This window comes from Peribacillus sp. NPDC097284 (assembly GCF_044761765.1).
In the GTDB taxonomy this organism is placed as follows: domain Bacteria; phylum Bacillota; class Bacilli; order Bacillales; family DSM-1321; genus Peribacillus.
In genome coordinates this window covers 302,371-322,308 of sequence record NZ_JBIWCZ010000001.1, presented here as the reverse complement: position 1 = coordinate 322,308, position 19,938 = coordinate 302,371, and the positions used below count along the sequence as shown (strand labels likewise).

Sequence of the window (19,938 nt, the reverse complement as noted above, 5' to 3'; positions counted from 1 at the left end):
ACTTGCCATGTCCAATTGGGCATCTTCTATACATTCAGGGCAGCCTCCATTTTATGAACCAAATGTTCGATGCCACCAGTTGATTTTTCCGTAATCATATCAAGTCGAGCTCGCTGAATATACTCGTGTTTAGAAAGTATCCTCATCGTCTCAAGTTTTATAATTCTATTGTAAAACAATCATGACTTAGGGGGAATAGGGTTTTATCTATGAGTTAAAACAAAGTTGATTGGGACGGGAGGTACGAGACTCCTGCGGGAAAAGCGTGTCTACGGGAGACCCCGCAGGCGAAAGCCGAGGAGGCTCGCGGACCGCCCGCGGAAAGCGAGTACCTGGAGTGGAAATCAACGTCCACATTGTACAAGCCATAAAAAAGTATAGATCGGGAAACCGTTTTTTTTTTTTGCTGAAAAAAGGAATGGAAAACCTTTCAGTACATCTAATGGAGGGGAGGAAGAAATACTAAAAATGTTCGGAGGGGCGGGATGACTTTGCGGACGTTTTCTGTATTGAAGGGGTTGCCGGTCTTTACTGCCCAGGGTGAGAAAATCGGGATGGTTCACGATTTATCACTATCAGATGCTGGGCTGGTGAACGGTCTGGTCATCCATCGGCAAGCATTATTCAAGAAGGATCTTCTTCTGGCACTGGAAGATGTCTTTTCCTTTGGTCCCGATGGGGTCGTCCTGCAACAGGATATGACACCAAAGAAAATGATGGACGATTCCATCTGGTTTTCAAAGGATGAGGTAGTGGGTCGAATGCTTCTTTCAGAAATGGGCGACGAGCTAGGCTTACTGCAGGACGTATATTTTCTGGAAAAAATGGGCACGATTATAGCGTATGAAACAACGGATGGTTTTTTCTCGGAATCGACAGTGATTGAGTCAAAACAACCACCTACTTTAGGGAAGGATGCCATCATTGTTTCAGTTTATGAACAGTGAGGTGTCCATTTTGGAAATACAATGTCCGAATTGTCGCAGTAAGGATGTCGGGAAAATTGGCGTAAACCAATTTTATTGTTGGAATTGTTTTATAGAAATGACCATTTCTGAAGGTTTGATCAACACGCATCAGGTCGAAGAAGATGGAAGCTTAAGTTCTTTGGATGATTTGTTCGAGGAAAATGACCGCCGCTTCAAATGTAATTAACGGAAGAGGTGCATGTTATGGCTAGACGATTCATGAACATGATGAATTCTAAAACGATAAACAAAAAAATGAAGAGAATTCGAAAGAAAATAAAATCGATGCTCTAACCCCATTTAAAAAGCGATGTAATCACATTGATTGCATCGCTTTTCTAGTATATGGGTATGAAAAACCCTTCCCCTTCGAATAATAAGTGGGCTAGGGAGGTGGGTAAGGTGAGTATTCGCATGAAATGGTTTTATCGGCTCGGCTTTTTGTTGCTCTTATTTTTCATCATCTATATTTTTATGAAACTGAAGCCTATGTGGGGGCCCGTCGTTACGGTGGTTTTAACGGTCCTACTGCCATTTTTCATCGGAGCGTTCATTAGTTACTTGCTGCATCCGGTCGTGGAATTTTTGAACAAAAAAGGGTTGCGCCGTTGGCTATCGATTGTGATTATTTATTTGGTTTTTTTCGGAGGAATCGGATTTGTGGTATATAAGGGAATTCCCATGATGACCAGTCAAGTACGGGAACTTTCGGAGAGTGTTCCGGAACTGGTTGAACAATATCGGAGCAGGGTGGAAAAGCTTAATCATCAAACGGCAGACTGGCCGTTCGGGATCCACGAACGATTCGAGGAAGGCGTTGTCCTTTTTGAAAATTGGTTAAGTGAAATGCCGGAAAAGCTGATGGACTTCGCCTTGAAACTATTCGATTTTGTCCTTTTAATTGGCATCATCCCATTCATCGCTTTTTATATCCTGAAAGATTTTGCTTCTTTGAAAAGGATGGCCTGGTACATGACGCCGAAAAGGTGGCGCAAGCAGGGCCGTGCCTTTGTCCAAGATGTCGATGCTTCTCTTGGGGGATATATCCGGGGACAGATTATCGTATGTGCTGCAATCGGCGTGATTTCATCCTTGCTTTTTTGGATCACCGGGATGGAATATCCTTTATTATTGGGTGCAATCATCGGGATAACGAACGTAATCCCTTATTTTGGTCCTATCATCGGGGCCATTCCAGCGGTCATCATAGCCGCTACCATTTCTGTCAAAATGGTGATCATCGTCGTTGTCATCGTGGCCATCCTGCAATTTCTTGAAGGGAATATTTTGTCGCCACTCATTGTCGGGAAAAGCCTTCATATGCACCCACTTTTCATCATGTTTGCCCTCCTGGCTGGTGGTGAGGTAGGCGGAATTATTGGAATGGTGCTTGCGATCCCGATTTTGGCCATTTTGAAAGTTTTCGTGCAGCATGCCAGGGTTCATTTCAGAAAGAGGCCGCCGCTTGTTGACAAATAAAACTCTTGTGAATATAATCCAATACATAAGATAATTCGTTGAAGGACGAAGTATGCTGAAGACCATCTAAAAGAGAGGCATCCCCTTAGGCTGAAAGGGATGGCGAGGTGAAGAGCAGCAGAAAGCTAGTCCGGAGAGCAGTTAATACCTGCCGTCTTGCCGCGTTAAGGCATTTATGAAGGTGATGGACAAGGTGTTTTATGTGTCCATAATCAGGGTGGTACCGCGAGTTGACTCTCGTCCCTGTTTTTGGGATGGGAGTTTTTGTCGTGCGCAAAATTACATATTTTTTAGAGGAGGATATATAGATGAAGTATTTAACTGGTGCTCAAATCCGCCAAATGTATTTAGATTTCTTTAGTGAAAAAGGTCATAATATCGAACCAAGCGCGTCATTGGTTCCGCATGAAGATCCATCATTGCTATGGATCAATTCCGGGGTAGCCACATTGAAAAAATATTTTGACGGACGGGTGATTCCTGAGAATCCAAGAATTACGAATGCTCAAAAAGCAATCCGTACAAATGATATCGAGAACGTGGGGAAAACAGCACGTCATCATACATTCTTTGAAATGCTTGGTAACTTCTCCATTGGTGAGTACTTTAAAGAAGAAGCGATCACATGGGCTTGGGAATTCCTGACCGACGAAAAGTGGATTGGTTTCGACAAAGAAAAGTTAGCCGTAACCATCCATCCGGAAGATGAAGAAGCATTCGAGATTTGGAACAAGAAAATCGGCATTCCTGCTGAACGAATCATTCGTCTGGAAGAAAACTTCTGGGATATCGGTGAAGGTCCGAGTGGCCCGAATACGGAGATTTTTTATGATCGTGGACCTGAATATGGAGATGACCCGAATGACCCAGAATTATTCCCAGGTGGCGAAAATGAACGTCATCTAGAAGTCTGGAACCTTGTGTTCTCTCAATTCAACCATAATCCGGACGGTTCTTACACACCGCTTCCAAAGAAAAATATAGATACAGGCATGGGGCTTGAGCGTATGGCTTCTGTCGTGCAGAATGTAGCAACCAACTATGATACGGACCTCTTCACGCCGATCATTCATGCGGTAGAAGAAATCGCCGATGTGAAATATGGTGTCGATCCCGAGAAAGATGTGGCATTCAAAGTCATCGCCGACCATATCCGGACCGTGGCATTCGCTGTTGGGGATGGGGCACTTCCATCCAATGAAGGAAGAGGCTATGTATTACGCCGTTTACTGCGCAGAGCGGTTCGTTATGCTAAGCAAATCAACATCAACCGTCCATTCATGTTTGAACTTGTGACAGTGGTGGGCGAAATCATGAAGGATTTCTACCCAGAAGTTCTCGACAAGAAGGACTTCATTGCGAAAGTGGTCAAAAATGAAGAAGAACGTTTCCATGAAACGCTTCATGATGGTCTTGCAATCCTTTCTGAAGTCATCAAGAAGGAAAAAGAAAAAGGCAACACGGTCATTCCTGGTAGCGATGCATTCCGTTTGTATGATACATACGGCTTCCCGATTGAATTGACGGAGGAATATGCGGAAGAAGAAGGCATGACAGTTGACCAAGATGGCTTCACAAAAGAGATGGAAGCACAACGCGAACGTGCACGCTCTGCTCGTCAAGATGTAGACTCCATGCAAATCCAAGGTGGAATATTAGGTGAGATTAAAGTCGAAAGTGAATTTGTCGGATATGATCAAGCTTCAATTGAAGCGAAAATCGTAGCCATCGTGAAAAATGGTGAGCTTACGACGGAAGCACATGAAGGCGAAGATGTACAGGTAATCCTGGATAAAACGCCATTCTATGCGGAAAGTGGCGGGCAGATTGCCGATAAAGGAACGCTTGTGAGTGAATTGGTGAAAGTGGATGTCCTTGATGTGCAAAAAGCACCGAATGGCCAAAACCTACACCGTGTCACGGTTACTGCGGGTACATTAACAACTGATGCAACAGTCATGGCAGCGGTCAATCAAGAAAACCGCATCCAGATTACGAAAAACCACACGGCTACACATCTTCTACACCAAGCTTTGAAGGATGTCTTAGGAACGCATGTCAATCAAGCCGGCTCGCTTGTACAAGCGGAACGCCTTCGTTTTGACTTCTCACACTTCGGTCAGATTACGGCAGAAGAAATTGAACAAATCGAAACGATTGTAAACGAAAAAATTTGGCAAAGCTTACAAGTGAATACGGAATATAAAAATATCGAAGAAGCAAAAGCGATGGGTGCGATGGCCCTATTCGGTGAGAAATATGGCAAGATTGTCCGTGTCGTTCAAATAGGCGACTATAGCCTTGAGCTATGTGGTGGTGTCCATGTACCGAATACAGCAGTGATCGGCTTATTCAAAATTGTTTCTGAAAGTGGCATCGGGGCAGGTACACGCCGGATTGAAGCCGTTACAGGAGCGGGAGCCTACAACTTGATGGCTGAACAGATTCATGTATTGAAGGATGCAGCGTCTAAATTGAAAACGAATATGAAAGATGTTCCTGCAAGAATCGAAACCATTTTGGCGGATGCTAAAGAACTTCAACGTGAGAACGACAGCCTTGCTGCTAAATTAAGCAATATCGAAGCGGGAAGCCTTGTTTCGAACGTAAAAGAAATCAATGGCGTGAAAGTCCTTGTGGCCAAAGTCCAAGCTACTGACATGAATAATTTACGTGCGATGGCAGATGAGTTAAAACAAAAACTTGATTCAGTCATTATCGTGTTGGGATCGGCTCAAGGAGATAAAGTCAACTTAATAGCCGGCGTTACGAAAGATTACATCGATCGCGGTTTCCATGCAGGTAAATTGATTAAAGAAGTCGCTACACGTTGCGGTGGCGGAGGCGGTGGACGCCCAGATATGGCACAAGCAGGTGGGAAAGACCCAGAAAAATTGGATGCGGCACTTAATTTTGTTGAAGAATGGGTCCTAACGATTTCATAATCAGTGAAAAGTGTTGTACAATGAGGTAATGATGGAATTCTAAGACGCTGAGGAGAGGTGTATGATAATGAGTTCCTTTGATAAAACGATGAAGTTCAATTTCCCTGAAGAACCATTCGAAAGAGATGTTCAGCAAGTCTTGTCAAAAGTGTATGTGGCTCTCCAGGAAAAAGGGTATAATCCGATTAACCAGATTGTCGGTTATTTATTATCAGGTGACCCGGCCTATATCCCGCGCCATATGGATGCTCGCAACTTAATCCGCAAGCTGGAACGCGATGAAATCATTGAAGAATTGGTCAAATCGTATCTTAAGAACCATCGAGAGGAATACTAATGCGCACAATGGGTCTTGATTTAGGTTCAAAAACCATCGGTGTCGCCGTGAGTGACGCGATGGGTTGGACTGCACAAGGATTGGAAACAATCAAAATTAACGAAGCTGGAAACGAATTCGGCTTAAAACGTCTCAAGGAAATCATACAAGAATACGAAGTTTCTAAGATTGTCATTGGTCTCCCGAAAAACATGAACGGAACCATTGGCCCGCGCGGCGAAATCAGTCAAGAATTCGCCAAGCGCTTAGAATGGAAATTCAAGCTGCCAGTGTTTCTCTGGGACGAACGGTTGACAACGATGGCAGCTGAACGTGTCCTTCTCGAGGCGGACGTGAGCCGAAGTAAACGCAAGAAAGTCATTGATAAAATGGCAGCTGTCATGATTCTACAAGGGTTCTTGGACAGACAAACAAATTCAATATGAGGTGAAGATAAATGGAACACGGTGAAAACAATATTACAGTAGTAGATGAGAATGGTAACGAACAGCTTTGTGAGATCTTATTCACATTTGACTCTGAGAAATTCAACAAATCTTACGTACTTTATTACCCAATGTCTGCTGAAGATGACGAGGAAGAAATTGAAATCCACGCTTCATCATTCACACCAAGTGAAGACAGCAAAGATGGTGAGCTTGCTCCAATCGAAACTGAAGAAGAGTGGGATCTAGTCGAGGAAATGTTGAATACATTCCTTGATAATGAAGAAGCAGAAGAAGAAGGAAGATAATTTCTCAAAAACTGGCCTTGTATCCCAAGGCCAGTTTTTTTTAGTATGTCCCCATTCCCTTATCTTTTCTCCACAAACAAGAGAATAAAAGTAGCGACTGGACCTAAAACTAATGATAATAGAAACCAATTTAAACCCGTTCTGTTTTTACCCTGGGCAATTCCGGCATTGATTAATGCTAATGTGCCCCACCCCATGACATAGGAATTATCCATTTTTTTCACACCCTTCCACACTAAAAGGATTTTATCATGAATATCCAAATAGTTGTATGAATTAAAGGAACTGATACAACGAAGTTCGGAAAATTCATTGTATTTATATAGACGGGAACCTATCACTTTATTCCTATAAAATAACCACCTTCTATTGACAAAACTAGCCTTCTTTTGCCATAAATAGAGTAGGAACGAAGGTAGTTATACAAAAAACATGTATTTATTTGTAGGTTTTAGTATAATATTCGAAGCAAAGTTATTCTTAGAGAAAGCATCTTCTAGAAACAATCTGTAGTGGGTGTGCAGTTTGCAGGGGGAATGGAAATGGATGAAAAGGATCAAAAACTATCTAAAAAACAACATATTCGAATGAAAATGCTAGAACAACAAGGGGAGGCCAAGCTTGTCCGTAAAATTATCATGATTACGATTGCTGCACTTATTTTAATTGTAGGGATAGTCGTCCTTGTGGGATTCTTCTATATTAACTCGGCGATGAAGCCCTTTGATCCAGAGGATGATACGATCAAGACGGTGAAAATACCGATTGGTTCATCCATTAGTGATATTTCGATTTTGCTTGAAGAGCAGGAAATCATCAAAGACGCGCGTGTTTTCAAATATTATATTAAGTTCCGAAATGAATCCGGCTTTCAGGCAGGAGAGTATAAGCTCTCTCCATCGATGCCAATCAAGGATATTGTGACGAGCATCAAAACCGGGAAACTGATGAAAGAGGCCGTCCTTAGGATAACGATTCCGGAAGGCAAGCAGCTAGTCCAAATAGCCGATATTATCGCTGTGAAGACAGATCAAGACTCTAAAGAGATATTTAAGAAATTGAATAATGAGGAATTCGTAAAATCCATGCAAACGAGATTCCCTGAGCTTCTGACATCGGAAATCGATAATGAAAATGTCGTATATCCACTTGAAGGGTACCTGTATCCGGCAACCTATGACTTTTATGAAGAAAAACCATCTATTGAATCCATGGTAGTGGAGATGCTCCAGAAAACGGAGGAAACCCTTCAGCCATTCGAATCACTGATGGAGAAAAAAGAGTATACGGCCCACCAGTTACTGACGTTTGCCTCACTCGTTGAAGAAGAAGCAACAGCTCAGGTCGATCGCAAAACCATAGCTTCGGTCTTTTATAATCGACTCAAGGAAGATATGCCATTACAAACGGATCCTACCGTTTTGTATGCAAAAGGCTCACACAAAGACAGGGTCCTATACAAAGACCTTGAGGTGAAATCACCATATAATACGTACAAAAACAAAGGCCTGACTCCAGGTCCGATCGCTAACGCCGGAAAGTCCTCGATTGAAGCGGTCTTAAAGCCTAAGAAGACCGATTACCTTTATTTCTTGGCTACACCTGAAGGAGAAGTTCTATATTCCAAAACACTGGAAGAGCACAATAATAAAAAGGCACAGCATATTACCAATAAATAAATGGCAAGGGCAATAGGGACTAAGGGGAGAGGGATATTACTTTCCCCTTGTTTTTATGATAGAATAGTAAACGTAAAAATTTCAGATCCGATTTTATTGATGACTGTAACTCGGCTTTTGCCGGGTTTTATTTTGAAAAGATAAGGAAACGTAGATAGTCAAGTGATGCTGGTTCTAGTTCGTTTTGTATATGATGCGGAATTTCATTGAGAGCCGGCCAAGACGCTTTCGTTTTTTTTATCATTGGAGGAAATGTCTTGAACGGAAAAATAGACCAATATCTTCACGACTTACTTCCGGAACGTACCGGATTGATTAAGGAGCTAGAGGATTTTGCAAGGGAACATAATGTACCGATCATGGAGCCTGAAGGAATAGAGGTGCTGCTACAGATTTTGAGGCTTCACCAACCGAAGGCCATATTGGAAGTGGGCGCAGCAATCGGATATTCGGCGATTAGAATGGCAGAAACCTTACCGGATGTGCGTATTGTCACGCTGGAACGGAATGAAGCGCGTATTGAACAGGCGAAGGCGAACATAGCCAAGTCTGGTCTTTCGGAGCGAATCACACTCATAGAAGGCGATGCACTAGAAGCAGGGCTTCACGTGAAGGATCATGGCCCGTTCGACATCATCTTTGTGGATGCAGCGAAAGGACAGTACAAGCGTTTCTTTGAGCTGTTCGAACCTTTCCTGAATGAAGCTGGCATAATCATTACTGATAATGTATTATTTAAAGGCTTGGTTGCTGAAAACATCGAAGAGATGGAAATGACGAGACGTAAGCGAGCGCTTATTAGAAAAATAAAAGACTTTAATATCTGGCTGCATGACCATCCTCATTACGATACCGTGATTTTACCGATTGGTGATGGTGTAGCTATTAGTAAACATAGAGGTGACAAACATGAAAAAGCCTGAATTACTGGTGACTCCGATAAATATCGCACATCTAGCTGAACTGATCGAAGCGGGTGCTGATGCATTTGTAATCGGTGAGCAGCGTTATGCGCTTCGTTTAGCGGGAGAGTTCACTCGTGTGGACGTTAAGAAGGCAATTGAAATGGCGCATACTGCAGGTAAAAAAGTATACGTGTCCATGAATGCAATCTTTCATAATGATAAAGTGGACGAGCTTGAAGACTATATAGCTTTCCTACAAGAAGCAGGAGCTGACCGGATTATCTACGGTGACCCCGCAGTCCTGATGGCTGTAAGGGCTGTTGCCCCTGATATGCCATTACATTGGAACGCAGAGATGACGGTTACCAACTGGTACACTTGTAATTACTGGGGGAAACGCGGAGCGGTGCGGGCCGTTGCAGCCCGTGAAATCAGCTTGGACGAAATCATCGAAATGAAGGAGCATGCCGAAGTTGAAATTGAAGTTCAAGTTCACGGCATGACATGTATGTTCCAGTCGAAGCGTACGCTACTTGGCAACTATTTCGAATACCAAGGCAAGGCGTTGGAAGTCGGAAACCGAACAGAACAAAAGAATATGTTCCTGCATGATACGGAACGTGAAAATAAATACCCGATATATGAAGATGAAAACGGTACACATATCATGAGTCCGAATGATATGTGCATGATTGATGAACTTCAGGAATTGATGGAAGCGGAAATGGATTCCCTGAAAATCGATGGGGTCCTGAAAACGCCCGAATACATTGTGGCCGTCACAAGATTATACCGTGAGGCGATAGATTTATGTGCGGATGATCCAGATCGCTATGAGGATGTCAAAATGGAATTGTTCGAAAAAATCCAAGCGATTCAACCTGATAACCGTGAGTTAGATACCGGATTCTTCTTTAAAGAATCGGTTTATTAAGTAAGGGAAAGAGGAGGAATAGCCTTGAATGCTATTGCTGATAAAATTTCCAAGATAGTTGATGGAAAGAGAGTCATTGTAAAAAAACCTGAATTGCTGGCTCCTGCTGGTAATCTGGAAAAACTAAAAATCGCTGTCCATTATGGCGCAGATGCCGTATTCATTGGTGGACAGGAATATGGTCTCCGTTCGAATGCCGGAAACTTCACGTTTGAAGAAATGAAGGAAGGCGTCGAGTTCGCTAAAAAGTATGGTGCGAAAATATATGTGACTACGAATATCTATGCCCATAATGAAAATATCGATGGTCTTGAAGAATATATGGAAGGCCTTCGTGATACGGGGATTCATGGAATTATCGTGGCAGATCCATTGATCATCGAAACGTGTAAGCGTGTGGCTCCGGAAGTAGAAATTCATCTGAGCACGCAACAATCGCTTACGAACTGGAAGGCTGTCCAGTATTGGAAAGAAGAAGGTCTGGAGCGTGTCGTGCTAGCTCGTGAGACGAGTGCTGATGAAATCCGTGAAATGAAAGAAAAAGTCGACATCGAAATTGAAACCTTCATACATGGGGCAATGTGTATTGCCTATTCAGGCCGTTGCACACTTTCCAACCATATGACGGCACGTGACTCCAACCGGGGAGGATGCTGTCAGTCTTGCCGTTGGGATTATGACTTGTACGAATTGAATCAGGATGGGGAGAAAGCGTTATTCGATAAAGAAGATGCACCATTCGCGATGAGTCCGAAAGATTTGAAGTTGATCGAATCCTTGCCAGGCATGATTGAAATTGGGATTGATAGTTTAAAAGTCGAAGGCCGGATGAAATCCATTCACTACATCGCAACGGTAATCAGTGTCTACCGTAAAGTGATTGATGCGTATTGCGCAGATCCGGATCATTACGAGATTCAACCTGAATGGTTGGAAGAGCTTGATAAATGTGCAAATCGTGAGACGGCTTCATCGTTCATGGAGGGGGAAATCCCTGGGTATAAACAACAAATGTTCGGGAATCATACCGTAAAGACTCGCTTTGACTTCGCTGGATTGGTACTTGATTATAATGAGGAAACTCAAATTGCTACCTTACAGCAGCGTAACTTCTTCAAGCCTGGTGATGAAGTGGAATTCTTCGGACCCGAGATTGAGAACTTTACTCAAAAAATCGGCATTATCTGGGATGAAATGGGTAAAGAGTTGGACGCAGCACGTCATCCGCTTCAAATTGTCCGCATTCAAGTAGATAAGCCGGTATATGTGAACAATATGATGCGTAAGGAGAATTAACATGACAAGGAAAAAACCAGTAGTCATCGGAGTTACCGGTGGGTCGGGATCAGGTAAAACAAGTGTAACACGCTCAATTTTTGAATTCTTCAATGGACATTCCATCTTGATGCTCGAACAAGATTATTATTATAAAGATCAAAGCCACTTGCCGTTTGAGGAACGCTTGAAAACGAATTATGATCATCCGTTTGCATTCGATAATGACTTATTGATTGAACACATCAATGCATTATTGAAATATGAAACGATTCAGAAACCGGTTTATGATTACGCGAATCATACGCGGTCAGATGAAATCATAACGGTTGAACCACAAGACGTCATCATTCTTGAAGGAATCTTGGTATTGGAAGACCAACGCCTAAGAGACTTGATGGATATGAAGCTCTATGTGGATACAGATGCAGATTTGCGAATCCTTCGACGTATGACTCGTGATATTAAAGAGCGTGGCCGTTCCTTGGATTCTGTCATCGATCAATATATCAGCGTCGTTCGCCCGATGCATAATCAGTTCATCGAACCGACGAAACGATATGCCGATATCATCATTCCTGAAGGTGGGCAAAACCATGTGGCAATTGACCTCATGGTAACAAAAATACAAACAATCCTTGAACAAAAGTCTTTTTTGTAATAACATAGCATAAATAATGATAGGTGCCATTTTACCTCATATATATAAAAATCCCAATTATTTATAGGGAAAGACTGGACAAATGTTGGAAAACACAATAATCTATTCTTGATACAGAACGAACCGGCTGCTTAATGCAGTCGGTTTATATACTAAGGGACGGTTGTTCCGTAGTGGCATGTGATTATATATATTTTTTTTCGGGTAAGCACTTATAGAGTACATAAACTGGTCACGGCGGGATGTCAGCTGTGAAGAATTTGAAGGAGTGAAGGGTTTTGGCAATTGAAAAAGTATATCCAATGACTAACGAAGGTAAAGCGAAGTTAGAACAGGAACTAGAACATTTAAAGTCGGTTAAACGTAAAGAAGTGGTGGAAAGAATCAAAATCGCCCGTAGTTTTGGCGATCTTTCAGAGAACTCTGAGTATGATTCTGCAAAAGAAGAGCAAGCATTTGTTGAAGGTCGTATCACTACCATCGAAAACATGATTCGTAATGCTAAAATCATTGAAGACAATGATTTGAATACAGATACAGTAACTCTTGGTAAGTCTGTAACATTCATAGAACTTCCAAATGGTGATGAAGAAACGTATTCCATCGTGGGTAGCGTTGAAGCAGATCCATTCGAAGGCAAGATCTCGAATGATTCTCCCATTGCCAAAAGCTTGATTGGGAAAAAGGTTGGCGACAAAGTATCAATCCTAACGCCAGGCGGCGAAATGAGCGTCAAAATCGTTTCTATTAGCTAATAGCGTTTTCCAGGAGGATGTCCATGAGGGCATCCTCTTTTTAGTGTTTAAAAATCCGAACCTCGTCAACAATGGTAACGAGGTGTTTCTATATGAAAAAGAAACGAATGAGGATACTTGCAGTTGTCTTGGCTATGTTCATGCTGATGCTCATTGGCCGAATAGCTTATATCCAACTAGTGTCTACAGAATCCTTTTCCAAGCATGATGTGAATTTAATAGAAGCAAGTGTAAACCAACGCTCGCAAATTTTAAAGATTGACGACGGACGGGGGAAGTTTTACGACCGAAATGGCATTCCACTTGCCCATGAAGAAATCCCGACACTTGTTTTGTTTCCGTTTTTAAATAAGATGAACTGGCCTATAGATCAAGTCGCCTCCATAATCGGCAGGACGGAATGGGAACTGAGACAGTCGATCGCAGAAGCGAAAGATCCCTTTGTTTTTGGTGGGGATGACCCGATCGAGCTAACCTTGGATCAGTCCAAGGCTATCAATGAATTGAAAATCCCTGGCGTATTTGCGGTGAACGAAAAGCTATATCATGATCAAGTACCCGCTGCACAATTGATTGGTACAACGAATATATCGGATGCCGAAAAGAAAAAGCGTTACCCGGATATCCAGCTTTCTGCAGATACGAAAATTGGCAATACGGGTTTGCAAAGGACATTTGACGAGTTCTTGCTTTCCGATGGGGAATCAAAGCTTGTATTTCATGTCGATGCCAGTGGGGGTCCGATGTTTGGCGTGGACGTAAAATACGTGGAACCAGCCAACCCTCTTTATCCCGTCAAAGTGATCACGACCATCGATAAGAACATTCAAGAAGAAGCCGAGAAACTCGTGGATGAGCGCGGGATTAAAAAAGGTGGACTAGTGCTGATTGATATTGAAAAAAGTGAAATCGTGGCCATGGTATCCCGCCCCGCCCTTAATAAAAAGGACCCCAATGGCGAAGGTGCCATCAATACGATGCTCACTCAAAAAACGCCTGGATCCGTTTTTAAAACGGTAACGGCAGCAGCTGTCATTGATTACGAGGCTGCGAGCCCGACTAGAACGTTTGACTGTGATAAAACGATTGAAGGGGAAGCCGATAAACAGAGGGAGCTAGGCAGGCTGAATTTTGAGAATAGCTTTGCCCAGAGCTGTAACAGGACATTTGCCGAATTATCGAAGGAAATTGCCGTAAAGGATCCGGACTTTTTGGATAAATATGCTGAAATGTTGGGGTTGGTTGGTCAATCCGGATGGCAGGGGGATGTTTATCATACGGCCGTCACCCAGTTGTATCATGAACAAAAAGGAAAGGTATGGCATGATGAACAATTGAAAAAGGATCCGAAAATGATTGCCAAGACATCCATTGGTCAACAGGATGTCCAAACCACACCACTTGCCATTGCCAATATGATGGCGACCATTGCAAGAGGGGGGAAGAAAGAACAGGTCAAAGCTGTTTCGAAGGTAGAATTCGACAACGGCACGACAGTAGTCGACTTTCCTACACAAACGATGGCGGGAGATACAGTGAAGCCTTATACGGCGATGAAATTGCAACATCTTTTACGAAAGGTGGTAACGGAAGTGAAAGGGACCGGTGCTTCTCTAAAGAACCTTCCTGTTGAGGTCGCAGGGAAATCGGGGACTGCACAGACTAACATTGAGAAAGGGGAGCTCAATAAATGGTTTGCTGGTTATTTTCCGTATGAAAATCCCAAATATGCACTGGTTACGGTGAATTTTGAAACAAATGAAAGTAGTTCCAGCATGACGCCTCTATTTTCAGATATTGTAAATGTTCTATATAGCAAGGACCAGAATATACGCGAGAATTGACGAAAAGTGTAGGAAACCTTCCCCTTCTATCTCCAGCTGAATCATGATAGAATGAGGCTGAAAGTAAAGGTAGGGAGGAATGGACCTTGAGTTCTAGATTCAATCAGAGAGATCAAAAACGAAAATTAAATAAAATTTATAATATCGCGATTACCATCGTATCCATTCTCATTGTCATTGTGGCAGCCACGATTTTCCTTAGTGATGACGATTCCACAGAAAAAGCGACAACCGAGCCGAAACAAACCACTGAAAAACAACAGAAGAAAGCTGAGAAAACAGAGAAAAAAGAAGATGCACCAGGAGTCGAGGAAGAAAAAACAGCTGAGGAAGATTCAGAAGCGACAGATACGACTGAGGAAGAAAAGGACAAGGATGCTGAGCTTGTAGAAGTGGAGGCAAGCGGAGATGGCAATGTCGAGAAGGCTTATACGAGTGAGGGCTGGAAACCGGTTGGTACAGAGCAATCGGGTGAACATACGACAAGCTTCGAAAAGGATTCGGTTGACTGGAATGAAATGCGTAAGGCGATTGCCCTTGGAGCTGGTGTGGACGAAGGCAGCATGAAGTTATGGTGGTTACAAAACGGTGGATCTCCGAGTACGGCCATCGGCACTGTTTCAGATGGAAACGAATCACAAACATATCGTGTACATATCGAGTGGGTGGACGGATCTGGATGGAGACCAGTCAAAGTCGAAGAATTGAAAGTGAATGATAAAAAGTAACATGAAAATCCCGAAAAGCGATGGCTTTCCGGGATTTTTTTCATTTTTTCGCTTTAAAATGGACGACGGCGCTATAGAAGCGGCGTCCTTCTTCACTGACATACATTTGGTGTGATACGGAGTGCACCTGTAGCAAGATCGCTTTGTTGATCTCAATTTGGGATTGGACTTTTTCTTCTAGGCTCTTGATGCTTTCCGCTTCGAAAAATTCAATTTTATCTTCGAATAAATTTAAATCAAGTTGAAAATCCATACTATATTCCTCCAAGGTTTTGATAGTGTTAGTGTACCATCAAATCTGGTGAAACTGCCTAAAAAATGCGAACCGTTTTTGTTTACTCTCATATTCTGTTCATAGGTATGATTATTTCTCATAAAAAGGTGATTAATATGGGCAGAGAGTTTTTGGAACTATTTGATGAATGGTCTAAATCGTATGATGAATCCGTCAAGGGACAGGATATTGAATATCAAGAGGTTTTTAAGCACTATGACAAAATATTGGATAGTGTCGCGAGCCGGTCCCATGGTCATGTATTGGAGTTTGGGGTGGGAACGGGGAACTTGACGGAACGGATGATAAAAGCCGGTCTCACGGTATCTGGGATCGAACCATCTCCAGCCATGAGAGAAATAGCAATCAGAAAGTTACAGGATAAAACGGAAATCGTGGATGGTGATTTCATCGACTTTCCGATGCCGAAACAGGTCGATTCAATCGTTAGTACGTATGCTTTTCACCATTTAACGGATGAAGAAAAAGAAAAAGCCATTGCCAACTATGGAAAGTTACTGAATGCTGGTGGTAGAATAGTGTTTGCGGATACCATGTATCAATCAAAAGAAGCGCATGATCAAGCGATTCGGGATGCAGAGGATGCAGGCTTTCATAATTTGGCGAAGGATTTGCAAACAGAATATTACACGACGATTCCTTTTTTGGAAAAAGTGCTTGTAAAACATGGGTTCACTGTGAATTTTGAGCGTTGCAACTCATTTGTTTGGATTATGGAGGCGGAAAAAATATAGGAAGAGGTTTTTACTAATGAAGGTAGCCATAATCGGAGCAATGGAAGAAGAAGTTACGATTTTACGCGATAAATTGGAAGGGCTGGAACAGGTGACGATTGCCGGTTCGGAATTCAATACAGGGTCATTGAATGGAATCGATGTCATTTTGCTTAAATCAGGAATCGGAAAAGTGAATGCGGCCATGTCGACCGCAATCCTTTTGGAAAAGTTCAAACCGGATGCAGTCATTAATACGGGATCTGCAGGTGGATATCACCCTGATTTGAATGTCGGCGATGTCGTCATTTCAACTGAAGTGCGCCATCATGATGTGGATGTAACGATTTTTGGCTATGAATATGGTCAAGTGCCACAGCTGCCTGCTGCTTTCATCCCGGATGAAAAGCTATTCACAATAGCAGAAGAAGCGGCTAAAGAAATTAAAGATATCCAAGTGGCAAAAGGATTGATCGTGACGGGTGATTCGTTCATGAATGATCCGGTTCGTGTCGAATTCGTCAGAGGTAAATTCTCTAATTTATATGCGGTAGAAATGGAAGCGGCAGCAATCGCTCAGGTTGCACATCAATTCCAGACACCGTTTGTTATTATTCGCTCGCTTTCGGATATCGCTGGCAAGGAGTCCAATGTTTCCTTTGATCAATTCCTGGAAACGGCGGCGCTTCATTCAGCAGAACTGATTCTGAAAATGGTTGAAAAAATGAAATAAGCCACAAAACAGCTAGTGATCAGCGGAAGCCATTCCGCTGATTATTCTTTATCTCCACCTTTAAACCAACTAAGCTTCTAAGAAAACTTAGAGAGGATGTCCACTATGAAGGTCATTCACAACATACATGATTTGATTGGCAAGACGCCCATGATGGAAATCACTTCTTTCACGATTCCGAATGATGTCCGGATTTATGCCAAATTGGAATTCCTCAATCCTGGGGGAAGCGTGAAGGATCGCCTTGGCCAAGAACTTTTGAAGCAAGCGTTTGCCACGGGAGCATTAAAAAGAGGTGGGACCATTATCGAACCGACCGCTGGAAATACAGGGATAGGTTTAGCCTTGGCAGCGATTAACCAGGGTGTCGATGTGGTTTTTTGTGTACCGGAGCAATTCAGTAGCGAGAAGCAGGAGCTGATGCGTGCTCTTGGGGCAAAAGTTGTGCAAACCCCCACTGAAGACGGCATGAAAGGAGCCATTGCCAAATCAAAGGAACTTCTTGCCGAAATTCCTGATGCATACTGTCCTCAACAGTTTGCCAATCCCTCGAATCCGGAGACATATTATAAAACACTTGGTCCGGAAATTTGGGAGCAGCTCAATGGCAGGATCGATGTATTTGTTGCCGGTGCGGGAACTGGAGGAACCTTCATGGGGACATCCCGATATTTAAAAGAACAAAACCCTGCAGTCAAAACCGTCATCGTCGAACCGGAGGGATCCATCTTAAACGGCGGGAAAACGGGACCCCATAAAACGGAAGGAATCGGCATGGAGTTTTTACCCGCTTACATGGATGAGGCGTATTTTAATCAGATTCATACGATAAGCGATCAAGAGGCCTTTGCCAAGGTGAAAGAATTAGCCTTGAAAGAAGGACTGCTCGTCGGGAGTTCCTCTGGTGCTGCGTTTGCCGCGGCCTTGATGGAAGCGGAAAAGGCCCGGGCAGGTACAAATATCGTCGTCGTTTTTCCGGATTCCAGCGAGCGTTATTTAAGCAAAAATATTTATCGGGGAGGCCTATGAAGTGAGGAAGAAGACGCAATTGATTCATGGAGGCATTTTTGGCGATCAAAAAACAGGGGCCGTATCGGTGCCAATCTATCAGGTAAGCACATACAAACAGGATGGGCCTGGAAAGCACAGGGGCTATGAGTACTCCCGTACCGGCAATCCGACCCGCCATGCTCTCGAGGAATTGATCAAGGAGCTTGAAGGGGGGAAACGGGGATTTGCCTTTGGTTCCGGAATGGCGGCAATGACGGCTGTGATGATGCTCTTTAATCAAGGGGATCATGTCTTGCTGACTGATGACGTTTATGGAGGCTCTTTTCGGGTGATGACAAAAATCCTGAACCGTTTTGGGCTGGAGGCCACCTTTATCGATACGAGTGATATAGACTCTATAGAAAAAGGGATTAAGCAGAATACAAAAGCGCTGTTCATTGAATCCCCGACCAATCCTTTATTGAAAATCACCGATCTTGAAGAAATAGCTAAAATAGCGAAGGCACACAGCCTGCTAACCATTGTGGATAATACGTTCAGTACTCCATATTGGCAAAATCCGCTTACGCTCGGGGCAGATATCGTTCTCCATAGTGCAACGAAGTATCTTGGGGGCCACAGTGACGTTGTGGCTGGTCTTGCCGTCGTGAATGACGAAAAATTAGGGGAAGACCTTCACTTTGTCCAGAACTCCACAGGAGGCGTGCTGGGGCCTCAAGATTCCTGGTTGTTGATGCGCGGAATGAAAACACTCGGCATTCGAATGGAAGAACACGAAAGGAACACCTCGGCAATTGTCCGTTTCCTAACCGGGCATGAATCAATTTCAAAAGTGTATTATCCAGGCCTCGTCAATCATCCCAACCATGAAATTGCCAAAAAGCAATCCCGGGGTTTTGGTGGCATGGTCTCATTCGATGTCGGCAGTGGTGAGAAGGCAGAACGGGTGCTTCAAAAAGTGAAATACTTCACCCTTGCTGAAAGCCTTGGGGCTGTGGAGAGCCTTATATCGGTTCCGGCCTTGATGACTCATGCCTCGATTCCAGCCGAACGACGCGCAAACTTAGGCATCACGGATGGACTAATCCGAATATCCTTAGGGCTGGAAGATGTGGAAGACCTCTTGGAAGATCTAGAACAGGCGTTAGAAGGATAGAACCATCATCCACACAGCTTCCTGCCATTATTTACACCCAACCATTTGGAATTAATATGGTAGAATGAGATATAGATTGTTTACTAGAAGAAAGAAGGGGTGAATGGGATGAAAAACCGTAAAAATCAAACGGCGTCTGCTCTACGTTCCAAAATGGCGGATTTTAAACAATTTGCGATCACCTTATTATGTGTAGGAGCGTTCTTTTATTTAGGAACGATACTGCCTACAACCGGAAAAACGGACCTTTCCACCAATGTCTATATGGGAGCGACTGTACTCTTCCTCGGTTTGTCCATCCTCTTTTTCCTTATATCCAAAAAATATAAAAAAATCTTGGACGAAAGGGATGACCAAGATTTTTTACAACAATAGCAATCAAGCCTGATTCTCCTAGTGTAACTGGGGAATCAGGCTTTTTTTATTACCTTATATTCTGGAACAGAAAAAATTTCTAAAAATTACAAAAAGTCTATTTACAAAACGTTATTTATTGGATATACTTACCAAATAATATTCCAAAGGAGGTCGAAGAAGATGAGAACATATTTACTTGAAATCAACATTAAGCTGATTAGCTGGATCTTGCCAACAAACAATCATATACTATTCGACCTGTGCCATGCGGAATATTCTTAAAGCAAATGGGCTTTATTAATCATTCAGACATAATGGCCGCAGGGAGAATCCTTTTACCCTGCGGCCTTTTTATATTTTTTAAAATCCCGCAGGAGGAAGGAACTTTCTGCGGCCTTTTTATGCCTTTTTGGTAAGCCGCCCCCTTAAA

The 19,938-nt window shown here is 43.0% G+C and carries 22 protein-coding genes; 20 read left to right on the top strand and 2 right to left on the bottom strand.

The genetic code is table 11. The features are described from left to right. Window positions 1-485 precede the first annotated feature (485 nt). From ACIQXU_RS01715 to ACIQXU_RS01685, 7 genes are all read left to right on the top strand, one after another. Window positions 486-947, top strand: a complete 462-nt coding sequence (locus ACIQXU_RS01715; RefSeq protein ID WP_402986358.1) for a PRC-barrel domain-containing protein — start codon at window positions 486-488, stop codon at window positions 945-947. Next, window positions 937-1,155 (top strand): hypothetical protein, encoded by a 219-nt coding sequence (locus ACIQXU_RS01710; protein ID WP_402869707.1) that lies wholly within the window; start codon window positions 937-939, stop codon window positions 1,153-1,155. The genes ACIQXU_RS01715 and ACIQXU_RS01710 overlap by 11 nt, the downstream gene beginning before the upstream one ends. Before the next feature lie 215 nt (window positions 1,156-1,370). Continuing rightward, window positions 1,371-2,447 carry an AI-2E family transporter gene (locus ACIQXU_RS01705; protein ID WP_402958331.1) on the top strand — a complete coding sequence of 359 codons (1,077 nt, stop codon included), beginning with the start codon at window positions 1,371-1,373 and terminating at the stop codon, window positions 2,445-2,447. Window positions 2,448-2,755: 308 nt separating this feature from the next. Beyond that, window positions 2,756-5,392, top strand: coding sequence for an alanine--tRNA ligase (gene alaS, locus ACIQXU_RS01700; RefSeq protein WP_402986356.1), 2,637 nt, complete (start codon window positions 2,756-2,758; stop codon window positions 5,390-5,392). A gap of 67 nt (window positions 5,393-5,459) precedes the next feature. Then, entirely contained in the window at window positions 5,460-5,729 is a 270-nt protein-coding gene (locus ACIQXU_RS01695) for an IreB family regulatory phosphoprotein (RefSeq protein ID WP_402869701.1), read from the top strand. Next, window positions 5,729-6,154, top strand: coding sequence for a Holliday junction resolvase RuvX (ruvX, locus tag ACIQXU_RS01690; RefSeq protein ID WP_402869699.1), 426 nt, complete (start codon window positions 5,729-5,731; stop codon window positions 6,152-6,154). The genes ACIQXU_RS01695 and ruvX overlap by 1 nt, the downstream gene beginning before the upstream one ends. A gap of 11 nt (window positions 6,155-6,165) precedes the next feature. Then, window positions 6,166-6,462: a DUF1292 domain-containing protein gene (locus tag ACIQXU_RS01685; protein ID WP_402869697.1), complete on the top strand. Its 297-nt coding sequence runs from the start codon at window positions 6,166-6,168 to the stop codon at window positions 6,460-6,462. A 59-nt stretch (window positions 6,463-6,521) separates the two neighbouring features. On the opposite strand, the gene ACIQXU_RS01680 is transcribed toward ACIQXU_RS01685, so the two are convergent. Next, the gene (locus tag ACIQXU_RS01680) at window positions 6,522-6,677 is read right to left on the bottom strand and encodes a hypothetical protein (RefSeq protein ID WP_402869695.1); all 156 of its coding nucleotides are present in this window, start codon (window positions 6,675-6,677) and stop codon (window positions 6,522-6,524) included. Between the two features lie 327 nt (window positions 6,678-7,004). Between ACIQXU_RS01680 and mltG the strand changes: the two genes are divergently transcribed. The 8 genes from mltG (at window position 7,005) to ACIQXU_RS01640 (ending at window position 15,243) form a co-directional block, all read left to right on the top strand. Next, window positions 7,005-8,141 (top strand): endolytic transglycosylase MltG, encoded by a 1,137-nt coding sequence (mltG, locus tag ACIQXU_RS01675; RefSeq protein WP_402869693.1) that lies wholly within the window; start codon window positions 7,005-7,007, stop codon window positions 8,139-8,141. A gap of 257 nt (window positions 8,142-8,398) precedes the next feature. Then, complete coding sequence (locus ACIQXU_RS01670; RefSeq protein WP_402986354.1) at window positions 8,399-9,064, top strand: O-methyltransferase; 666 nt, start codon at window positions 8,399-8,401, stop codon at window positions 9,062-9,064. Continuing rightward, window positions 9,051-9,980 carry a peptidase U32 family protein gene (locus tag ACIQXU_RS01665; RefSeq protein ID WP_402986351.1) on the top strand — a complete coding sequence of 310 codons (930 nt, stop codon included), beginning with the start codon at window positions 9,051-9,053 and terminating at the stop codon, window positions 9,978-9,980. Before ACIQXU_RS01670 ends, ACIQXU_RS01665 begins: the two co-directional genes overlap by 14 nt. Window positions 9,981-10,004: 24 nt before the next feature. After that, window positions 10,005-11,276: a peptidase U32 family protein gene (locus ACIQXU_RS01660; RefSeq protein WP_402869687.1), complete on the top strand. Its 1,272-nt coding sequence runs from the start codon at window positions 10,005-10,007 to the stop codon at window positions 11,274-11,276. Window position 11,277: 1 nt separating this feature from the next. Further along, window positions 11,278-11,916, top strand: a complete 639-nt coding sequence (udk, locus tag ACIQXU_RS01655) for a uridine kinase (RefSeq protein WP_402869685.1) — start codon at window positions 11,278-11,280, stop codon at window positions 11,914-11,916. A gap of 278 nt (window positions 11,917-12,194) precedes the next feature. Beyond that, on the top strand, window positions 12,195-12,671 hold the full coding sequence (gene greA / locus ACIQXU_RS01650; protein WP_402869683.1) for a transcription elongation factor GreA: 477 nt from the start codon (window positions 12,195-12,197) through the stop codon (window positions 12,669-12,671). Window positions 12,672-12,763: 92 nt separating this feature from the next. Beyond that, complete coding sequence (locus tag ACIQXU_RS01645; RefSeq protein WP_402986348.1) at window positions 12,764-14,515, top strand: peptidoglycan D,D-transpeptidase FtsI family protein; 1,752 nt, start codon at window positions 12,764-12,766, stop codon at window positions 14,513-14,515. 86 nt (window positions 14,516-14,601) lie between these two features. Next, window positions 14,602-15,243 carry a YrrS family protein gene (locus ACIQXU_RS01640; protein ID WP_402986345.1) on the top strand — a complete coding sequence of 214 codons (642 nt, stop codon included), beginning with the start codon at window positions 14,602-14,604 and terminating at the stop codon, window positions 15,241-15,243. A gap of 40 nt (window positions 15,244-15,283) precedes the next feature. On the opposite strand, the gene ACIQXU_RS01635 is transcribed toward ACIQXU_RS01640, so the two are convergent. Continuing rightward, window positions 15,284-15,496: a DUF2536 family protein gene (locus tag ACIQXU_RS01635; protein WP_402869677.1), complete on the bottom strand. Its 213-nt coding sequence runs from the start codon at window positions 15,494-15,496 to the stop codon at window positions 15,284-15,286. 137 nt (window positions 15,497-15,633) lie between these two features. Here ACIQXU_RS01635 and ACIQXU_RS01630 point away from each other — a divergent pair, with 137 nt between their 5' ends. From ACIQXU_RS01630 to ACIQXU_RS01610, 5 genes are all read left to right on the top strand, one after another. Beyond that, on the top strand, window positions 15,634-16,272 hold the full coding sequence (locus ACIQXU_RS01630) for a class I SAM-dependent DNA methyltransferase (protein WP_402958346.1): 639 nt from the start codon (window positions 15,634-15,636) through the stop codon (window positions 16,270-16,272). A 16-nt stretch (window positions 16,273-16,288) separates the two neighbouring features. Further along, window positions 16,289-16,984 (top strand): 5'-methylthioadenosine/S-adenosylhomocysteine nucleosidase, encoded by a 696-nt coding sequence (gene mtnN, locus ACIQXU_RS01625; protein WP_402869673.1) that lies wholly within the window; start codon window positions 16,289-16,291, stop codon window positions 16,982-16,984. A gap of 105 nt (window positions 16,985-17,089) precedes the next feature. After that, window positions 17,090-18,013, top strand: a complete 924-nt coding sequence (locus ACIQXU_RS01620; RefSeq protein ID WP_402986342.1) for a PLP-dependent cysteine synthase family protein — start codon at window positions 17,090-17,092, stop codon at window positions 18,011-18,013. A gap of 1 nt (window position 18,014) precedes the next feature. Next, window positions 18,015-19,151 (top strand): bifunctional cystathionine gamma-lyase/homocysteine desulfhydrase, encoded by a 1,137-nt coding sequence (locus tag ACIQXU_RS01615; RefSeq protein WP_402986339.1) that lies wholly within the window; start codon window positions 18,015-18,017, stop codon window positions 19,149-19,151. A gap of 108 nt (window positions 19,152-19,259) precedes the next feature. Further along, window positions 19,260-19,526 (top strand): YrhC family protein, encoded by a 267-nt coding sequence (locus ACIQXU_RS01610; RefSeq protein WP_402986336.1) that lies wholly within the window; start codon window positions 19,260-19,262, stop codon window positions 19,524-19,526. Window positions 19,527-19,938: the final 412 nt, after the last annotated feature.

Coding starts and splice junctions, on each gene's coding strand:
- ACIQXU_RS01715 (WP_402986358.1), top strand. CDS start 486: ATGACTTTGCGGACGTTTTCTGTATTGAAGGGGTTGCCGGTCTTTACT.
- ACIQXU_RS01710 (WP_402869707.1), top strand. CDS start 937: ATGAACAGTGAGGTGTCCATTTTGGAAATACAATGTCCGAATTGTCGC.
- alaS (WP_402986356.1), top strand. CDS start 2,756: ATGAAGTATTTAACTGGTGCTCAAATCCGCCAAATGTATTTAGATTTC.
- ACIQXU_RS01695 (WP_402869701.1), top strand. CDS start 5,460: ATGAGTTCCTTTGATAAAACGATGAAGTTCAATTTCCCTGAAGAACCA.
- ruvX (WP_402869699.1), top strand. CDS start 5,729: ATGCGCACAATGGGTCTTGATTTAGGTTCAAAAACCATCGGTGTCGCC.
- ACIQXU_RS01685 (WP_402869697.1), top strand. CDS start 6,166: ATGGAACACGGTGAAAACAATATTACAGTAGTAGATGAGAATGGTAAC.
- ACIQXU_RS01680 (WP_402869695.1), bottom strand. CDS start 6,677: ATGGATAATTCCTATGTCATGGGGTGGGGCACATTAGCATTAATCAAT.
- mltG (WP_402869693.1), top strand. CDS start 7,005: ATGGATGAAAAGGATCAAAAACTATCTAAAAAACAACATATTCGAATG.
- ACIQXU_RS01665 (WP_402986351.1), top strand. CDS start 9,051: ATGAAAAAGCCTGAATTACTGGTGACTCCGATAAATATCGCACATCTA.
- udk (WP_402869685.1), top strand. CDS start 11,278: ATGACAAGGAAAAAACCAGTAGTCATCGGAGTTACCGGTGGGTCGGGA.
- ACIQXU_RS01645 (WP_402986348.1), top strand. CDS start 12,764: ATGAAAAAGAAACGAATGAGGATACTTGCAGTTGTCTTGGCTATGTTC.
- ACIQXU_RS01635 (WP_402869677.1), bottom strand. CDS start 15,496: ATGGATTTTCAACTTGATTTAAATTTATTCGAAGATAAAATTGAATTT.
- ACIQXU_RS01630 (WP_402958346.1), top strand. CDS start 15,634: ATGGGCAGAGAGTTTTTGGAACTATTTGATGAATGGTCTAAATCGTAT.
- mtnN (WP_402869673.1), top strand. CDS start 16,289: ATGAAGGTAGCCATAATCGGAGCAATGGAAGAAGAAGTTACGATTTTA.
- ACIQXU_RS01620 (WP_402986342.1), top strand. CDS start 17,090: ATGAAGGTCATTCACAACATACATGATTTGATTGGCAAGACGCCCATG.
- ACIQXU_RS01610 (WP_402986336.1), top strand. CDS start 19,260: ATGAAAAACCGTAAAAATCAAACGGCGTCTGCTCTACGTTCCAAAATG.